The organism is Alcanivorax sp., from assembly GCF_040118815.1.
In the GTDB taxonomy this organism is placed as follows: domain Bacteria; phylum Pseudomonadota; class Gammaproteobacteria; order Pseudomonadales; family Alcanivoracaceae; genus Alcanivorax.
Genome location: NZ_JBEDTC010000006.1, coordinates 167,434 through 183,017, shown reverse-complemented (window position 1 = coordinate 183,017; position 15,584 = coordinate 167,434). Strand labels below are relative to the sequence as shown.

15 protein-coding genes and 1 tRNA gene are annotated in these 15,584 nt (G+C 58.5%); 9 read left to right on the top strand and 7 right to left on the bottom strand.

From position 1 onward, the window contains the following. Nucleotides 1–33 precede the first annotated feature (33 nt). Together hda and ABNH18_RS04810 are read right to left on the bottom strand one after the other, a co-directional pair. Nucleotides 34–723, bottom strand: coding sequence for a DnaA regulatory inactivator Hda (gene hda, locus ABNH18_RS04815; protein ID WP_349381717.1), 690 nt, complete (start codon nt 721–723; stop codon nt 34–36). Between the two features lie 4 nt (nt 724–727). After that, a complete protein-coding gene (locus ABNH18_RS04810) occupies nt 728–1,738 on the bottom strand; it encodes a DUF8605 domain-containing protein (RefSeq protein ID WP_349381716.1) in 1,011 nt (336 codons plus the stop codon). Between the two features lie 227 nt (nt 1,739–1,965). On the opposite strand from ABNH18_RS04810, the gene purM reads away from it, so the two are divergent. Genes purM through ABNH18_RS04790 form a run of 4 tightly spaced genes read left to right on the top strand, consistent with a single transcriptional unit; the run spans nt 1,966 to nt 5,087 of the window. After that, on the top strand, nt 1,966–3,009 hold the full coding sequence (gene purM, locus ABNH18_RS04805; RefSeq protein ID WP_349381715.1) for a phosphoribosylformylglycinamidine cyclo-ligase: 1,044 nt from the start codon (nt 1,966–1,968) through the stop codon (nt 3,007–3,009). After that, nucleotides 3,006–3,647, top strand: coding sequence for a phosphoribosylglycinamide formyltransferase (gene purN, locus ABNH18_RS04800; RefSeq protein ID WP_349381714.1), 642 nt, complete (start codon nt 3,006–3,008; stop codon nt 3,645–3,647). Before purM ends, purN begins: the two co-directional genes overlap by 4 nt. A 34-nt stretch (nt 3,648–3,681) precedes the next feature. After that, nucleotides 3,682–4,356 carry a DUF3108 domain-containing protein gene (locus ABNH18_RS04795; RefSeq protein WP_349381713.1) on the top strand — a complete coding sequence of 225 codons (675 nt, stop codon included), beginning with the start codon at nt 3,682–3,684 and terminating at the stop codon, nt 4,354–4,356. A gap of 2 nt (nt 4,357–4,358) precedes the next feature. Beyond that, nucleotides 4,359–5,087, top strand: a complete 729-nt coding sequence (locus ABNH18_RS04790) for a DUF3108 domain-containing protein (protein ID WP_349381712.1) — start codon at nt 4,359–4,361, stop codon at nt 5,085–5,087. A 157-nt stretch (nt 5,088–5,244) separates the two neighbouring features. Here ABNH18_RS04790 and dcd read toward each other — a convergent pair whose 3' ends face one another. Together dcd and apbC are read right to left on the bottom strand one after the other, a co-directional pair. Continuing rightward, the gene (dcd, locus tag ABNH18_RS04785; protein WP_349381711.1) at nt 5,245–5,814 is read right to left on the bottom strand and encodes a dCTP deaminase; all 570 of its coding nucleotides are present in this window, start codon (nt 5,812–5,814) and stop codon (nt 5,245–5,247) included. Nucleotides 5,815–5,930: 116 nt separating this feature from the next. Further along, nucleotides 5,931–7,016 carry an iron-sulfur cluster carrier protein ApbC gene (gene apbC / locus ABNH18_RS04780; RefSeq protein ID WP_349381710.1) on the bottom strand — a complete coding sequence of 362 codons (1,086 nt, stop codon included), beginning with the start codon at nt 7,014–7,016 and terminating at the stop codon, nt 5,931–5,933. Between the two features lie 207 nt (nt 7,017–7,223). Between apbC and ABNH18_RS04775 the strand changes: the two genes are divergently transcribed. The 4 genes from ABNH18_RS04775 (at nt 7,224) to ABNH18_RS04760 (ending at nt 12,876) form a co-directional block, all read left to right on the top strand. Then, a complete protein-coding gene (locus ABNH18_RS04775) occupies nt 7,224–7,919 on the top strand; it encodes an SIMPL domain-containing protein (RefSeq protein WP_349381709.1) in 696 nt (231 codons plus the stop codon). Nucleotides 7,920–7,931: 12 nt separating this feature from the next. Beyond that, nucleotides 7,932–8,969, top strand: coding sequence for an AraC family transcriptional regulator (locus tag ABNH18_RS04770; RefSeq protein ID WP_349381708.1), 1,038 nt, complete (start codon nt 7,932–7,934; stop codon nt 8,967–8,969). Between the two features lie 118 nt (nt 8,970–9,087). Then, the gene (locus ABNH18_RS04765; protein ID WP_349381707.1) at nt 9,088–10,557 is read left to right on the top strand and encodes a DUF3336 domain-containing protein; all 1,470 of its coding nucleotides are present in this window, start codon (nt 9,088–9,090) and stop codon (nt 10,555–10,557) included. Between the two features lie 39 nt (nt 10,558–10,596). Beyond that, nucleotides 10,597–12,876, top strand: a complete 2,280-nt coding sequence (locus ABNH18_RS04760; RefSeq protein WP_349381706.1) for a hybrid sensor histidine kinase/response regulator — start codon at nt 10,597–10,599, stop codon at nt 12,874–12,876. Here the strand turns inward: ABNH18_RS04760 and ABNH18_RS04755 are convergent. Next, complete coding sequence (locus ABNH18_RS04755; protein ID WP_502876771.1) at nt 12,873–14,174, bottom strand: Y-family DNA polymerase; 1,302 nt, start codon at nt 14,172–14,174, stop codon at nt 12,873–12,875. The genes ABNH18_RS04760 and ABNH18_RS04755 overlap by 4 nt on opposite strands. Next, nucleotides 14,161–14,589: a translesion error-prone DNA polymerase V autoproteolytic subunit gene (umuD, locus tag ABNH18_RS04750; RefSeq protein WP_349381705.1), complete on the bottom strand. Its 429-nt coding sequence runs from the start codon at nt 14,587–14,589 to the stop codon at nt 14,161–14,163. Before umuD ends, ABNH18_RS04755 begins: the two co-directional genes overlap by 14 nt. 223 nt (nt 14,590–14,812) lie before the next feature. Between umuD and ABNH18_RS04745 the strand changes: the two genes are divergently transcribed. Beyond that, on the top strand, nt 14,813–15,106 hold the full coding sequence (locus tag ABNH18_RS04745) for a hypothetical protein (protein ID WP_349381704.1): 294 nt from the start codon (nt 14,813–14,815) through the stop codon (nt 15,104–15,106). A 252-nt stretch (nt 15,107–15,358) separates the two neighbouring features. On the opposite strand, the gene ABNH18_RS04740 is transcribed toward ABNH18_RS04745, so the two are convergent. Beyond that, a tRNA-Gly gene (locus tag ABNH18_RS04740) sits at nt 15,359–15,432 on the bottom strand. Nucleotides 15,433–15,584: the final 152 nt, after the last annotated feature.

The window sequence follows — 15,584 nt, the reverse complement described above, 5'->3', positions numbered from 1 at the left end:
TCGAACTGTTATTTATTCGTTAAGCGCCCTTTTTTACCACCCCAGCGCATCCTTGACAAAGGGAATCGTGACAGAGCGTTGTTGCGCCAGGGCCAGATGGTCCAGATCGCTCAATAATGCCATCAAGGCACCAGCGGAACGCTCACTGCGCAAGACAATGTAATGGGCCACTTCCGGTTCCAGCCGCAACCCCCGCGCCTTGGCCCTTTCTTGCAGCAGCGCCTGTAAATCTTCGTCCTCCAGTGACATCAGCCGGTAAACCGGCCCCGCCGCCAGGCGCGTGGCCAGGTCTGGCAGCATCAGGCCCATGGCGCCGGGAGACGCATTGGCGGTAACCAGCAGCCGCCCGCCCAGGGACATCAACCGGTTATAAAGGTGAAACAGCGCCTCTTCCCAGGCCGGCAGACCGGCAAACAACTGGCAATCATCAATGGCCAACAGGCCAAACTGCTCCATGGACTCCAGCACATCGGGAACCAGTGGGATAATTTCGCTGGCGGGCAGCAGGCAGGCATCCAAGCCGTTGTGTTGAGCCAGACGCACCGCCCCTTCCAGCAAATGGCTTTTCCCTTGCCCATCACCCGCCCAGAAAAAAGCCTGCCGGTCAGCGCCCTGCACCGCCTCACGCAGCCCTGCAACCGCTGCGCCGTTGGGGCCCGCGTGGAAATTATCCAAGGCATTGCCCTCGCGAAGTTGCAGGGCCAGGGGAAGTTGCGCACTCATCGAATCAACGCCAGCAGTAATGCCATTGGGGGCCGGCCACCGCCGGATCCGGGCAGTCGCGCAACTGGGGAGACAGTTCCAACAGGTTGCGCAGCTGCTCGTCGCTGGCACTGAAATCCAGCCCAAAGGTCAGCGTGGTAGCGGAGGCCTGTACCAGTGAAGCTCGACGCATTCCGCTCAGGCCCGCCAGAAACTGCTGTAACGTGAACCAGTCCTGCAGCTGGTCGACCTGATCCACCACCAACAGGGTACGCAAATCGCTTACTGCGCCTTTCACCGCATAGCGGGCGGCCAGCTGATCGGTGACACGGTCGATCAACGCAGTGACCGCCTCCTCGTTGTTCGCCGTTTTCTCCCGGCCATCTTCCAGTGTGCTTTTGTCCTTCAGGACTCGCCAGCTCACGGTGGCCGGCTCCCCTTGGTACAGCACCCCAGCAGCAATCAGCTCGTGGGGATAACGGCGGGAGGCATCACGCAATTGTTGATCGAAACGGCCACGGATGTCGGCCACATTCAGGCGCCCCTGATCCTGGCTATCCCACTGCGGGATAACTAGGGTTAGGCCACGTCGCTGGGCTTGCGCAACCAACTGCGCATAGAGCGGGTGGCCTTTCACCACCATTTCGCCACGGCCTGCGCCCTGATCCACCAACCAGAGCAGCACCCGGGGGCGGGGCATGCCCCACACTGATGCGCCCTGGTCTGCCATAAAGGCCATCAGGCCATTCACGTCATAACGGGCCTGCAAGGCACTGCTGCCATCATCCAGCGTGTTGTAATCGTAGCGGGTCACCCAACGATCCAGCTGCGAAGCGGCTTCACTGGCCACCGCCTCATTGAGTACATCCCGCTGCCCGCTCAGACGCACTAGCATCTGCTCCAGGCCCTCGGCCAGCGCGTCCTGCCGCTGCGCATCGCCACGGCCATCTACCGGCACCTGCACTGTATCCAGCGATTCCGCCTGGGCCAGCAGGCTCCATCCCAACAACAAGGCCAACAATCCAATAAAACGCATGGGCGCTCATTCCAACCGAAAATTCAAGCGCGCTATTATCACCTATTCACCTCAGCCACGCGAACCCGTTTCCGGCAAATTACCGGGCAAATCACTGAGCGAAGCGACCTTCTCTGTCGCACGAAACCCGCTTTCCCTGAGTTTAACGCGCCAAGGCGTCACGCAGAGGTTCCCCAGCGGGCAGGCCCGTTGCTAGAATACGCGCCTTCACCAACCCGGAGCCCCCCATGACCGAACAGAAACGGCCACTGACGTACCGTGACGCAGGTGTCGATATCGACGCCGGTAACGAGCTGGTTAAACGCATCGCCCCTGTTGCCAAGCGGACCCGTCGCCCGGAAGTGCTGGGCGGTCTCGGCGGTTTCGGCGCCCTGTGCGAGTTGCCCACCAAGTACAAGAACCCGGTTCTGGTGGCAGGCACTGACGGTGTTGGTACCAAGCTGCGACTGGCCATCGACCACAACCGTCATGAAAAAGTGGGCGTCGACCTGGTCGCCATGTGCGTTAACGACCTGATCGTGGGCGGGGCCGAGCCCCTGTTCTTCCTGGATTACTACGCCACCGGCAAGCTGGACGTGGACATCGCTACCAGCGTGGTCACCGGCATTGGCGAAGGCTGCGAACTGGCCGGCTGTGCGCTGATCGGCGGCGAAACGGCGGAAATGCCCGGCATGTACGAAGGCGAAGACTACGATCTGGCCGGCTTCTGCGTGGGCGTGGTGGAAAAAGACGGCGTACTGGATGGCAGCAAGGTGGAAGCCGGCGATAAGCTGATTGCTCTGGGCGCCTCCGGCCCTCACTCCAACGGCTACTCCCTGATCCGTCGCATCATGGCCCAGGCAGACACTGACATCGATCTGGACGGCAAACCGTTGATCGAGCACCTGCTGGAACCCACCCGGATTTATGTGAAGTCGCTACTCAAGTTGATTGAACAGGTGCCCGTCCACGCCATGGCACACATCACTGGCGGTGGCCTGCCAGAAAACCTGCCGCGGGTGCTGCCGGACAACGTCCGTGCCGTGATCGACACCAAGAGCTGGGAATTCCCGGCCGTCTTCCAGTGGTTGCAGCAGGAAGGCCAGGTACCTGCCTTTGAGATGTACCGCACCTTCAACTGCGGCGTGGGCATGGTCATTGCCGTGCCTGCCAGCCACGTTGACGACGCCCTCGCCCTGCTGGAAGCCGAAGGCGAAGACGCCTTCCTGATCGGCGAAATTCAGACCGGTGAAGGCGAAGCAGACGTGGTGCTGGACGGGCTGCCAGAGTGACACACCGGTTGGCGGTATTGATCAGCGGCTCAGGGACCAACCTGCAAGCGATCATGGATGCCCAAAAAGCAGGCACCCTAGACGCCGAAATTGCCGTGGTCTTCTCCAACCGCGCCAGTGCTGCCGGCCTGGAACGGGCCGCGCAGGCGGGCATACCCACGGCCAGCCTGGATCACCGCGACTACCCGGACCGGGAGCAGTTCGATCAGGCCATGATCGAGGTGCTCACACCCTACGCCCCGGATACCGTGGTGCTGGCCGGCTTTATGCGCATTCTGTCAGCCGTGTTTGTCCGTCATTACGCCGGGCGGCTTATCAACATTCACCCCTCCCTGTTGCCCAAATACCGGGGGCTGAATACCCATGCCCGCGCGCTTGAAGCCTGCGACAGCGAACACGGCTGCTCCATTCACTTCGTCACCGAAGAACTGGATGGCGGACCGTTGATTGCCCAGGCCCCCATTGCAGTACATGCGAACGATACCGTTGATTCTCTGTCCAAGCGTGTACAACAACGCGAACACCTGCTCTATCCCCAAGTGCTGCAATGGCGCGCACAAGATAGACTGGCGCTGACTGACAACGGAGTCGTACTGGATGGGAAGCCACTCCCTGCGCAGGGTTACGCACTGGCGTAACCTCCTACGCACCCCCCGGATTTTCGCCGGCATCATGCTGGCAACCCTGACCGTTTCTTCCGCAGCCATCGCGGACGAAACGCCATCAACGTTTCGCCTGGACTACCGCCTGAAAAGCGAAGGTATCCCGTTCAGCATCGTCGCCACCCGCTCCCTCAGCCAAGTTCAGGACGGACTCTGGAAAATGGAAGTCCACGCCAAGAACTGGCTCGGCGAAATTCGCGAAACCGCCCTGTTCAACTGGCAAGGCTGCACCCCGCTAAGCAATTACTACGGTTACGAGCGTCGCGGCCTGGGCAAGGTTAAAGAAGCCAAACTGCATATCGATCGCCAAACCGGCGTGGCCGCCAGCGAACGCACCGACAAACCCATGCGTAGCTATGACGTAAGCGACAACGCCACCGACGAGCTCTCGGTCTCACTGGCCCTGCAGTGTGAGTTGCGCGACGGCGCAAAAGAGGTAGAGCTGCAAGTGGCCGATGAACGCGCGCAGAAAACTCACCACTACACCGTCACTGGCCCGGAAACACTAACCATCGACGGCGACAAGATAGAAACGCTGAAAGTGCAACGCCAGCGTGGCAAAAACAGCGAACGACAGACCTACATGTGGTTCGCACCGGGCCATGACTATACGTTGGTGCAACTGATGCAGAAGAACGACGACGGCGAACACCTGATGACCCTGCAATCACTGAAAGGACTCTGAGCGTGCGGTTAATTTCACTCTTGTTGGTGCTGGCCAGCAGTCTGGCCACCGCCAGCGAACCGCTGGCCCCCTTTTCTGCCGAATTTCGTATTTATGTGAACAAGCTGCCCACCCCGGTCAAAGCCGAGTTGGTACTGGAACCGGCGGAGGGCGACGACTACTACCACATGCTGCTCAAGGCGAAATCGTTTCTGCTCAGCAACACCGAGGAAAGTTACTTTCACTGGCGTGACTGCCAGCCGCGCACAGCTCGCTATGTGCACGAGTTCAAGGGCTTCGGTCAGCGGCGTTTTCATCACATGGATTTTGAGTGGAATCCGCCACGAGTACACAACGAATCCGAAGACGATAGCGAAAGCCTGAATATCCCCAACAACACACTGGATGAGCTGACCATTCTTCTACGCGGGCGCTGCGTGTTTGCCACCGGCGACAAGTCTTACTCCGTGACCAGCGTGTATGGCGACAAAGTGCGCGAACATCATTTTGAAGTGATCGACCGGGAAACCCTGAAAACACCACTAGGCAAACTGGACACACTGCTGGTGGAAAAGAAACGCACCGGTGACAGCAAAGAAAAACGGCGCACCCTGTTCTGGGTAGCGCCGCAACTGGATTACATGGTGGTACAGGCCAAGCACATTGAAAGCACCCTGCTGAAAGCCGAAATGATCATGATCGACTACAACGGCCCGGAGCTCGCCCCGGACTCAGCACCCACCTCAGACTAGTGGGCTGCTTGTAAAATTCGGCAGCAAAGGAGCGCAGCCAACGCGTTCAAACCCAAGCGGAAAAGAGCAGGAATAGTGGGCTTATTTCAAACTTTTCCAACGCAGAGTTGGGCGCTTTGGCGACGCGAACTGTTCGCCTAATTTTGCAAGCGGCCCACTAGGCCCGTGGCAGGGTCACACCACGCTGGCCCTGGTACTTGCCGCCCCGATCCATGTACGAGGTTTCACACACCTCATCGGATTCGAAGAACAGCATCTGCGCCACCCCTTCGTGGGCATAGATTTTTGCCGGCAAGGTGGTGGTGTTGGAAAACTCCAGGGTCACATGCCCTTCCCATTCGGGTTCCAGCGGCGTGACGTTAACGATAATGCCGCACCGTGCGTAGGTGGATTTACCCAGGCAGATGGTCAGCACATTGCGGGGAATACGGAAGTATTCCACCGTACGCGCCAGGGCAAATGAGTTCGGCGGAATGATGCAATACTCGCCTTTCACATCCACAAAGCTGCGCTCATCGAACGCTTTCGGGTCCACCGTAGCGGAATGGATATTGGTGAACACCTTGAACTCGTCGGCACAGCGCACATCGTAGCCATAGCTGGACACGCCGTAGGAGATCAGTTTTTCACCGTTCTCATCCGCACGAATCTGCCCGGTTTGGAATGGCTCGATCATGCCTGTCTCGGCGGCCATGCGGGAAATCCAGCGATCCGATTTAATAGTCATTTACGCCTCAATGTTCCAGAGTAGTTAGAGCGTTCAAGCGGCCAATGGTATAGACGCCGGGCGCCGGGCGCCAGATGCCGGACGCAGCCAACCCGCCTCCCACATCCGGCGTTTATTCAATGCTGCGTCACATTGGGAAACGCCCGCTTGCCGGCTTCGGTCAGTGATAGCCGCGCCGCCAGACGCCGGGCAGCCGATCGGTAGAGGGCAGCCTCATCACTGTCGGGGAACGCCTGCATTACCGGTTCGCCCTTGTCTGCCTGCTCGCGGATACGCAGCGACAGGGGTAACGCCGCCAGCACTTCAGTATCGTAGTCCGCCGCCATTTTATCGCCACCGCCCTGACCAAAAATAGCTTCCTGGTGCCCGCACTGGCTGCAAACGTGCATGGCCATGTTTTCCAGAATTCCCAGCACCCGGATATCCACCTTGCGGAACATTTCCACGCCCTTAATGGCATCCAGCAAAGCGATATCCTGCGGCGTGGTGATGACCACCGCCCCTGCCACCGGAATTTTCTGGGCCAGCGTCAGCTGGATATCGCCGGTTCCCGGCGGCAAGTCGACCAGTAAATAGTCCAGCTCATGCCAGCGCGTCTGCTCCATCATCTGTACCAGCGCGCCACTGGCTTTGGGGCCACGCCATACTACTGGCGTCTGCTGTGTCGTCAGGTAGCCCATGGACATGGTCTGCAAGCCGTAGGCATCCACCGGCACAAAGAACTTACCTTCCAGCAGTTGTGGGCGCGTGCCATCCGGCAACCCCAGCATCAACGGCTGGCTGGGGCCGAACACATCCGCATCCAGCAAGCCCACCCGTGCACCCTCTGCCTGCAACGCCAGCGCCAAATTCACCGCCGAGGTGGATTTGCCCACCCCGCCCTTGCCGGACGCCACCGCAATGATGTTGGCGACCTGGTCCCGCGCCGGCAGGCTGCTTTGCGCCCGGTGCGACACGATGTGACTTGCCACCGTCACCGACAGGGACCGTTGCGCCAACACCGGTGCCATATGTGCGTGAATGGCGTCGATCAGCGCGTCACGAATACTGGCGCAGGGGTACCCCAGTGTCACCGTGGTCGTCACGGCAGTCTCGCTTAACTCAAACGCACTGATGCCATTGATCTGATTCAGGCTGACACCCAGGTCCTCGGGAATAAAATCGCCCAGGTGCTGTCGAATCTGCTGTTCCGATTTATCCATGGCTGAACTCATTACCGTACTCACCGATTGCCTCTGCCTCACGAGCTGCGATGATAGGGGCTAACGGACCAACAACCAAGGGGGCCATTGCCCTGCATTTTGTAATGCGAAACGGTTGCACAGGCCCTTTGTACAACATGAGTTGCGTAAACCTGACCGATAAGCAAAATAGAGCTTTGCCGCCTGCACGGCTCCCAAGGAGATATCATGAAAGTTGTATCCGCCGCGGCGCTATTGATCGCCGGCACACTGACCCTGACCGGCTGTGATAACACCACCATCAATACCACCCGCGATAGCATTACCGTATCCGGTAGCGGTGAAATCAATGCCCAGCCGGATCGCTTCCTCGTAGTCGCCACCGCCAGTGAAAACGGCGATGACATTGCTGGCATGAAAGACAGCGTGGATGACGCCGTCGGTAATATGCTGGACTTGGCCGATGATCTGGATATTGAAGAAAAATCCATCACAGCCAGCACCATGCGTGTCTCCCCTCAATGGCAATATCAGCCAGAGCGCAAACTGATTGGCCACCAAGTCAGCCGCGACGTGAGCTTCAAGGTCAACGGCCTGGACACCTATGCCGAACTACTGGAAGGGCTGGCGGAACAGGGCGTACGCAACATCCGCCCCGCTGGCGCGGAAGTCAGCAACCGCGACGAACTGGGTAATCAGGCCCTGGAGAAAGCCGTCGCGGATGCCCGCCAACGAGCAGAACTCATTGCCGAAGCCGCAGACCGTGACTTGGGGGAAGCCTTCCAGATCACCGCTCAGGGTATTCACCATCCACAACCGGTAATGATGATGGCACGCAGCAAGGAAAGCGGTGCGGCAGACAGCTACCGGGCTGGCGAAACCGAAATCTCTGCCCAGGTACAAATCACCTTTGAACTGAACTGATCGAGCATCCCCATGGACGCACTGGGCCAGATTTGTAGCGCAGCACTTCAGCAGTATCTGGCTCACGGGCAAGCCCGTGGGCTGGATACCGCCGCGGCGCTGCAGCTTGCCGATCTGGACCCAACACATATCCAAAAGCCAGATACCCGCATCCATGGGCAGGATTTTCAGACCCTGTTGCACGCCCTGATTAAACAGTCCGCCGACCCCCTGTTCGGGCTGCACACCTCCGAGTTTGTACAGCCCGGTTCCTACAATGTGATCGGCTATATCGCCATGAGCGCCAGTACGCTGCAGGAAGCGCTGTCGAAAGTCAGCCTGTACGAAAAATTGGTAGGCGACATGGGCACCACCGACACCACCGTCGATGCCCACCAGGTCGCCATCCGCTGGGATTGCCTGTACCGTCAGCAACCCGCTCGCCAGCACTTGATCGATAACGTGCTTGGCTCCTGGGTACGCTATGCCCGCTGGCTCACCGGTAACGACCAGCTCGCGCCAGACCAGGTGTGGCTGGAACACCCCACCCCATCAGCCGCCCAGGTAGACGAATACCGGCGTGTGTTTCTCTGCGATGTGTTGTTCGAACAACCCTGCTCCGCCCTGGTAGGCGCGCCGCAATTATTGCAACAATCCATACGCCAACCCGATCCACTCCTGCTCTGTACCCTGGAAGCTCACGCTATCCAGCAGCTGAACCAGCTGGGCGTGGACACCAAGCTCAGCCAGCGGGTTAAACAGTGCATTCAGGATGCCATTGGCCATTCCCTGCCCCGCAAGGAAACCGTTGCCGAGCGGCTGGGCATGAACGTACGTACCCTGCATCGTCGGCTGGCCGACGAAGACCAGAGCTGGCAAAAACTGCTCGATGACGTGCGCCTGAAACAGGCGCGACACCTGCTCACCACCACCGCTCTACCCCAGGCCGATATCGCCGCCGCCCTAGGCTATTCCGATATCCGCTCCTTCCAGCGTAGCTTCAAACGCCACACCGCCATGACCCCGGGTCAATACCGGGCCATGCCCGGCAATGAGCAAATACACTCATAAAAACAGACACTTTTATCTGTCTCTCAGTACTTTTTGTCCTACAAGCCCTTAAACCTGACCTCTTCCCGTGTCTATACTGACATCACTCAATGACAACAATGAATGGTGGAGAGCCTCAATGAAAGGCACCCTCAAACAGCTTGAACGCGCCATCGATAACGCGACGAGCTATGACGAATGGTACGAAGCCAGCCAAGAACACGACCGCCTTTCCGGCGCAGATGACTGGAAGGAAGTCGACCGTTCACCCTATTACGATTACGAGCTGATTCGTAACCGCCTCTGGCAGATTCGTCAGGCCCGCGAGCGCAACGACGTCAACAAGCTGGTCTTCCATTTGCACGAAGGCCTGCACGGCAATCTGGGCAATATTTCCAACCCGCGCCTTTACCAGCACAGCCGCGTGGGCACCAAGCGCTTGATCGAAAACTATCTGAGCGAAGTCTCTACCGCGCTGAACTACTTGTGTGACAGCAACCTCAAGGAATTCGGACTCAAAGAAAAGCTCGATTTCTTTGAAACCACCGGCAACGCCTTCGGGCAAAGCTGTCTGATGCTCTCTGGCGGGGCAGCTCTTGGCTTGTTCCACATCGGTGTGGCCCGCTGCCTATGGGAACAAAACCTACTGCCCTCAGTGATTTCCGGATCCAGCGCCGGCAGCATTATTGGCTCGGTAGTCGGCACCCACAACGACGAAGAGTTGAAGGTGAAACTGGAGCCAGAGAACATTTACCTGGAAGCCTTCAAGGTGCTGGGCTGGAAAGGCCTGGTCCGCGGCACCCCGGTACTGGATGGCGACCACCTGGAAGCGTGCCTCGAAGAAAACATCACCGACATGACCTTCGAAGAGGCCTACCGGCACACCGGCCGTGAAATCAATATCACCGTGAGCCCCTACGACCGAAATCAGCATGCCCGCCTGCTGAACTGGCGCACCTCGCCCAATGTGTTGATCCGCAAGGCCTCGCTGGCCTCCTGTGCGATTCCCGGTATTTATCCGCCGGTCTCCCTGTGGGCCAAGAACATCGACGGGGAGCGGGTTCCCTACATCCCTGGCCGCAAATTCGTGGATGGCTCCATCGTCGACGACCTGCCCATCCGTCGACTGGCACGCCTCTATGGCGTCAACCACTCCATCGTCAGCCAGACCAACCCCCATGTAGTGCCGTTTCTGTCCCGTAACGAAAACACCGACAGCTCCCTGAGCACCCTAGGCGACTGGGCTCTGCGCAATGTGTCCATGAACCTGCGCTATGGCCTGCAACTGGTACAACGCCGGGTGGCGTCCAACGACATGGGACTGATGATCGACAAAGCGAAAAGCATGGTGACGCAGAAGTATATCGGCGACATCAACATGATCCCGCCCCGCCAGCCACTCAACGCCCTGCGTGTTCTGAATAACCCCACGCTGCAAGATGTGCGAAACTATATCCGTAAAGGCGAACAAGCCACTTGGCCCAAACTGGACATGGTGGCCAATACCACCTGCATCAGCCGCACTTTCCGCGACTGCCGCGCACGCCTGGACCGTATCGAAGAACGCATGCTGGATCGGGTAAACATGACAGCGGTGGCCAACCAGTAAACCGCACCCCGGCACGGCAACCACTCCGGGAGACCGTGCTTGCCTTATCGCGTACGCCATTACTACCGACAGAACCCGCTGGCCTTTAAAGTGGCCGGCGCGGTGCTGCTGGTCAGTACCCTGGTGATGCTGATCAGCATCGTCGTTTTCATGGTGCGCGAATATCATCAAGGCATGGAGCGTATGGAGCAAAGCCTGGAACAGGTGGAGCTGACGGCCTTGCCCGGCCTGTCCCGCTCCCTGTGGAATTTCGACGAAGAGCAATTGCGGGTGCAGGTCAACGCCTTGCTGCATCTTCCCGACGTGGCCTTTGTCAGCGTTAAATGGACCGACAGGCATGGCCGCTCCAAATCCGTGGGCAGCAGCATGGTGGAACTGCCCAAGCCGCTTGCTATTCGCGAGTTGCCACTGGTCTACGAACGCAATGACGGCACCCGGGAAACACTGGGCCAACTGGAAATGGGGATATCCCATAGCACCATTTATCAATACGTCGGCCAGCAAACCTTCTTCCTGATTGTGTTCCTCGCCCTGCAGGCGCTAGCCAGCGCCATCCTTATCATTCTGCTCATGCGTCTGCTTTTCACCCGGCGCCTCGGCCAGCTGGCTGACAACACTCGCCACCTGTCTCTCTCCTCCCTGCGCGAGCCGTTACCCATCCCCACCGATGGCGAACCACAGGACGAGCTGGACAACATTGCCGCCGCGCTCAACACCATGCGCGAACGACTCCTGCAAGATATCAATGCCCGCCGCGACAGCGACCGCGCGTTGCTACAGGAACGGCAACTGCGCCTGGATAACGAAGAGCGTCGCATCCGCGCAGAAAGCGCCAACGACGCCAAAAGCACCTTCATGGCCACCATGAGTCATGAAATCCGCACGCCTCTCAACGGCATCATCGGCATCATTGACCTGATGCAGACCAGCCCCCTGAGCAATCAACAGGCGCACTACCTCAGGCTCATGCAGCAATCCAGTGAGAACCTGCTGGCGATCATTAACGACATCCTCGATTTTTCGAAAATTGAAGCCGGAGAGCTGCGCCTTGATCACCAGCCCTTCAATCTGACAACGCTCATTGAAGACACTATGAGCGCCTACGCCGGGATCGCCCACAAGAAGCACCTAACCCTTGCCTGTGAGCTGCAATTGGATCGTATGCAGGCCGTGGTCGGCGATGAAGTGCGGCTGCGGCAAATCCTGATGAACCTGATCAACAACGCCCTGAAATTCACCGAGCAAGGCCATGTCATTATTCGCGCCCGCGACAAATCGCAGACAGACACCGGGCTGAGCGTACATATTGAAATTGAAGACAGTGGCATCGGTATTTCCGATAGCCATCAAGAGGTGATCTTTGAGGCCTTCGCCCAAGCCGACCAGAGCACTGCCCGCCGCTTTGGAGGCACAGGCCTGGGGCTGAGCGTCTGCCGCTCGTTATGCTCGCTGATGAACGGCACCCTGGGCGTCTCCAGCACACTGGGCCAGGGCGCACGCTTCTGGCTCGACTTGCCCCTGCAACCCCAGGAAAAGCAACCGCCACTGCCGCAGCTTCCCAAGGCCAGCATTCTGATACTCAGCCACGACCTTCCCCTGCGGCAAACACTCAGCCGCATGCTGGAACACGCCGGCGGCACCACCCTGCAAGGCGACGCCATCAACTTGCTTTCCCTGCCCGGCCCCTTCAGCCATGCGCTGATTGACGAGACCCTGCTCGGCGCCGCCGGGCTCAGCGCCATCCCCCCGGACACCCAGGCCCGGATACTGTTGATCGGAGATCTGCACGAAGAAAGCGACGCAGTGCCCGTGCTCCGCAAGCCCGTCACCCGGAGCGCCCTTTTTCTGGCCCTGGCGCCAGACTCCGGACATGAAACAGCCGCATCAAAACCGAGCCAAGCCCCCGCCCTTGATCAACTGCAAGTCTTGGTGGCAGAAGACAACAGTGTTAACCGGGATGTACTGAGGGCCCTGCTTGGTTCTCTGGGGATCACCCCACTCATCTGTAAAAATGGTCACGAAGCGGTGCAAGCCTACTGCCAGCACCCGACCCCGCTGGACCTGATCCTGATGGATGTGGAAATGCCGGAGCTGGATGGCCTCGCGGCTACCCAGGCCATTCGCCAGTTTGAGCGGGATACAGAGAAAGCACCCTGTCCGATCATCGCCATCACAGCCCATGCACTCGGCAGCCAGATCACCCGCATCCACGACGCCGGCATCGACAGAATCCTCAACAAACCGATTCGCCGCGATACGCTCTTGCAGTGCCTGCAAGAACTGGCTTCTCCCCTGACACACAGAGACCAAGACGCCTAGCGCACCACCGGCAAATCAGACCAGCGGCTGGTGTATGCCGGAGACAGATGCGCCCTGCGCATGGCCCAGACACTGTGTGGGTCGCTGGGCATTCCTCTGCCCGCCAGCCAAACCTTGCCGGCACCGCTCTGGTTAATCGTATCCATTACCGCCATTAAGGCGCCGCCCCGATCACCGGACTCTTCTTGCTGCGTAAACAATCCATCCTGGATCTGATCACGTCCGCGCAAATCCGTGAGAATCACCCCAACTTTCCCGTAGCGGTATCCCGGCTTCCATAACTGAGCCAGCAATCCCTGCGCCTGATGCACCACCACTCGGGTGTCTGACGTGGCCGTCGCCAGTGGCGCACCGAGCGTGTCAGGAAACAGCTGTTGTGGTTTGCCCATTGGGGCAGTCCGTAAATACACCGTCACCCGGCCTGCGTATAACGACTCCTTGCGCAGGGATTCCATTGCCCGCGACACAAAATCACTCAGCGCCTGACGCAACGGAGGCAACGCCGCAACGGGCTCACCAAAAGAACGCGAATGGATCACTTGCTGGCGCGGCGAGGGTTGTGTTTCCAAAGAGAGGCAGGGCTCTGCGTTCAACTCCCGCACCAGACGCTCCTGGACCACGGAGAAACGGCGGCGAATCATGCCGCTATCGGCCCGAGCCAGATCCTGCGCCGTCTCAATACCGAGGGCCTCAAAACGCCCTGCCAACCGACGCCCTACCCCCCACACCTTGGACACCGGCGTTAGTGCCAGCAGCTTTTCCCGGCGCAGCGGGTCGGTCAGTACCACCGTGCCCTGCGTCGCGGGATAGCGCTTGGCCGCGTGGTTGGCAAGCTTGGCCAGCACCTTGGTAGGCGCCACCCCCACGCACACCGGAACTCCCACCCAGCGAGCAATCCGCGCCTGAATCTGCTGCGCCAGTGGCAACAGCTCCACCTCCCTAACCAACGACAGGTCCAGAAACGCTTCATCGATGGAATACACCTCAACCTGGGGCACCAGGGTTTCCAGGGTCGCCATCACCCGCTGGGAAATATCGCCATACAGACCATAGTTGGATGAAAAAACCTCAACCTTGTGGCGGGCAATCAAATCACGGGCCTGGTGAACCGGCATACCGGTTTTCATTCCCAGCGCCTTGGCCTGTGCAGACCCAGCCACAATGCAGCCGTCATTGTTGGAGAGCACTACCACAGGTCGCCTCTGCAGATCCGGACGGAACAAGCGCTCACAGGCAGCATAGAAACTGTTGCAATCGACCAGGGCAAACACCGCGTTACTCTCCTTATTCTCCCCCAATGACTCCCGATTCCTGCGCCGCCCGACTGCCGCCCCGCAAGGCGTGCAGGCAAAACGTCACCACGCCAAAAAGATCGACACCATCTTCACCGATAGAGATCGGCGCATAGGCCGCATTGCGGGGTTTAAGCATGGGAGTCGGCAGTAGCTGCAGTTCCTTTACGGTGAACTCGCCCTGCAGCGAGGCAACGACCACATCGCCGGCCACGGCTTCCAGTGAGCGATCCACAATCAGGATGTCGCCAGAAAAAATACCGGCATCAACCATGGAATCCCCCTCCACGCGCAACAGGAAGGTGGACGCTGGCCGGCGAATGCATAGCCGGTTCAGATCCAGGTGCTCATCCAAATACCCCTGGGCCGGAGACGGAAACCCCGCAGAAATGCGTTCACTGAAAAAAGGCAGGGCAGACATAACAACACACCGGAAATCGACAGTCGGCCAAGCATGGCAAAATACTGTCATTATGTACAGTTATCATGTCATCCAAAGCTCATCCGGTAGTACTCCCCACACGTGAAATCAATCACAAGAACGCGACAAAACGACAAGCAACGCCTATCCATCCGCTGCAACGGCTGACGTAACTTACGGTGATACACGTTATGCGCCCGCACGAAGTAAGCAGGAGGCCACCATGAGCAACAATAATCATCACCGCTGGATGTCCGATTTTCTGGAAGAAATGGGGCTCCCCGCCCGGGCCGAATTTCAGGGCTATGTTCTATTCGACCTGAAGCAGAATGCCTTTATCGCCACCAGCAGACACCACCAGGAAGGCTCGCATCAGCGGCTGGTCAAACCCTGCGCCTGGGCCCACTGCTACCCCTACATCATGCACGCCAGCGACGCCGCCAGCATGCTGGGCAGCGAATATGAAATTCGCGCGCTTTTCCGGCTCGACGGCCGTCACCTGTCCTGTTCCGTGTGATTGGGTGTAGCCAAGGGACTGTAGATTCAACGCAAGACGCCCGGAGCTCAACGCTGGATGCTTAAAACCTAAAGTCAAAATCCCATCGCCATTTTGTTGGAGCGACCCTGTGGGCATAAAGGTCAGGAACCTAGGGAACCCGTCAACAAGGGCAGCAGTGATGTGACTTTCGATTCATTGCCTCTGACATCAAGCGTTTTGCATCTGGCCCAGACATAAAAAAAACCGCCAAAAGGCGGTTTTTTTTATGTCTGGAGCGGGTGAAGAGAATCGAACTCTCGTATGCAGCTTGGGAAGCTGCCGTTCTACCATTGAACTACACCCGCCTGTTTGAAACGGCAATATAGTCAAAAGCCGCGGGCTTGGCCAGTGTTGAAGCAAAGTCTCCAAGGTTTCGACAAGTCGCTGTTTAAAAAGTGCATTGGGGATTAACGTGAATAACTGGCTTCTAGTCGTTTGATTAGCTTATCGCAAATAA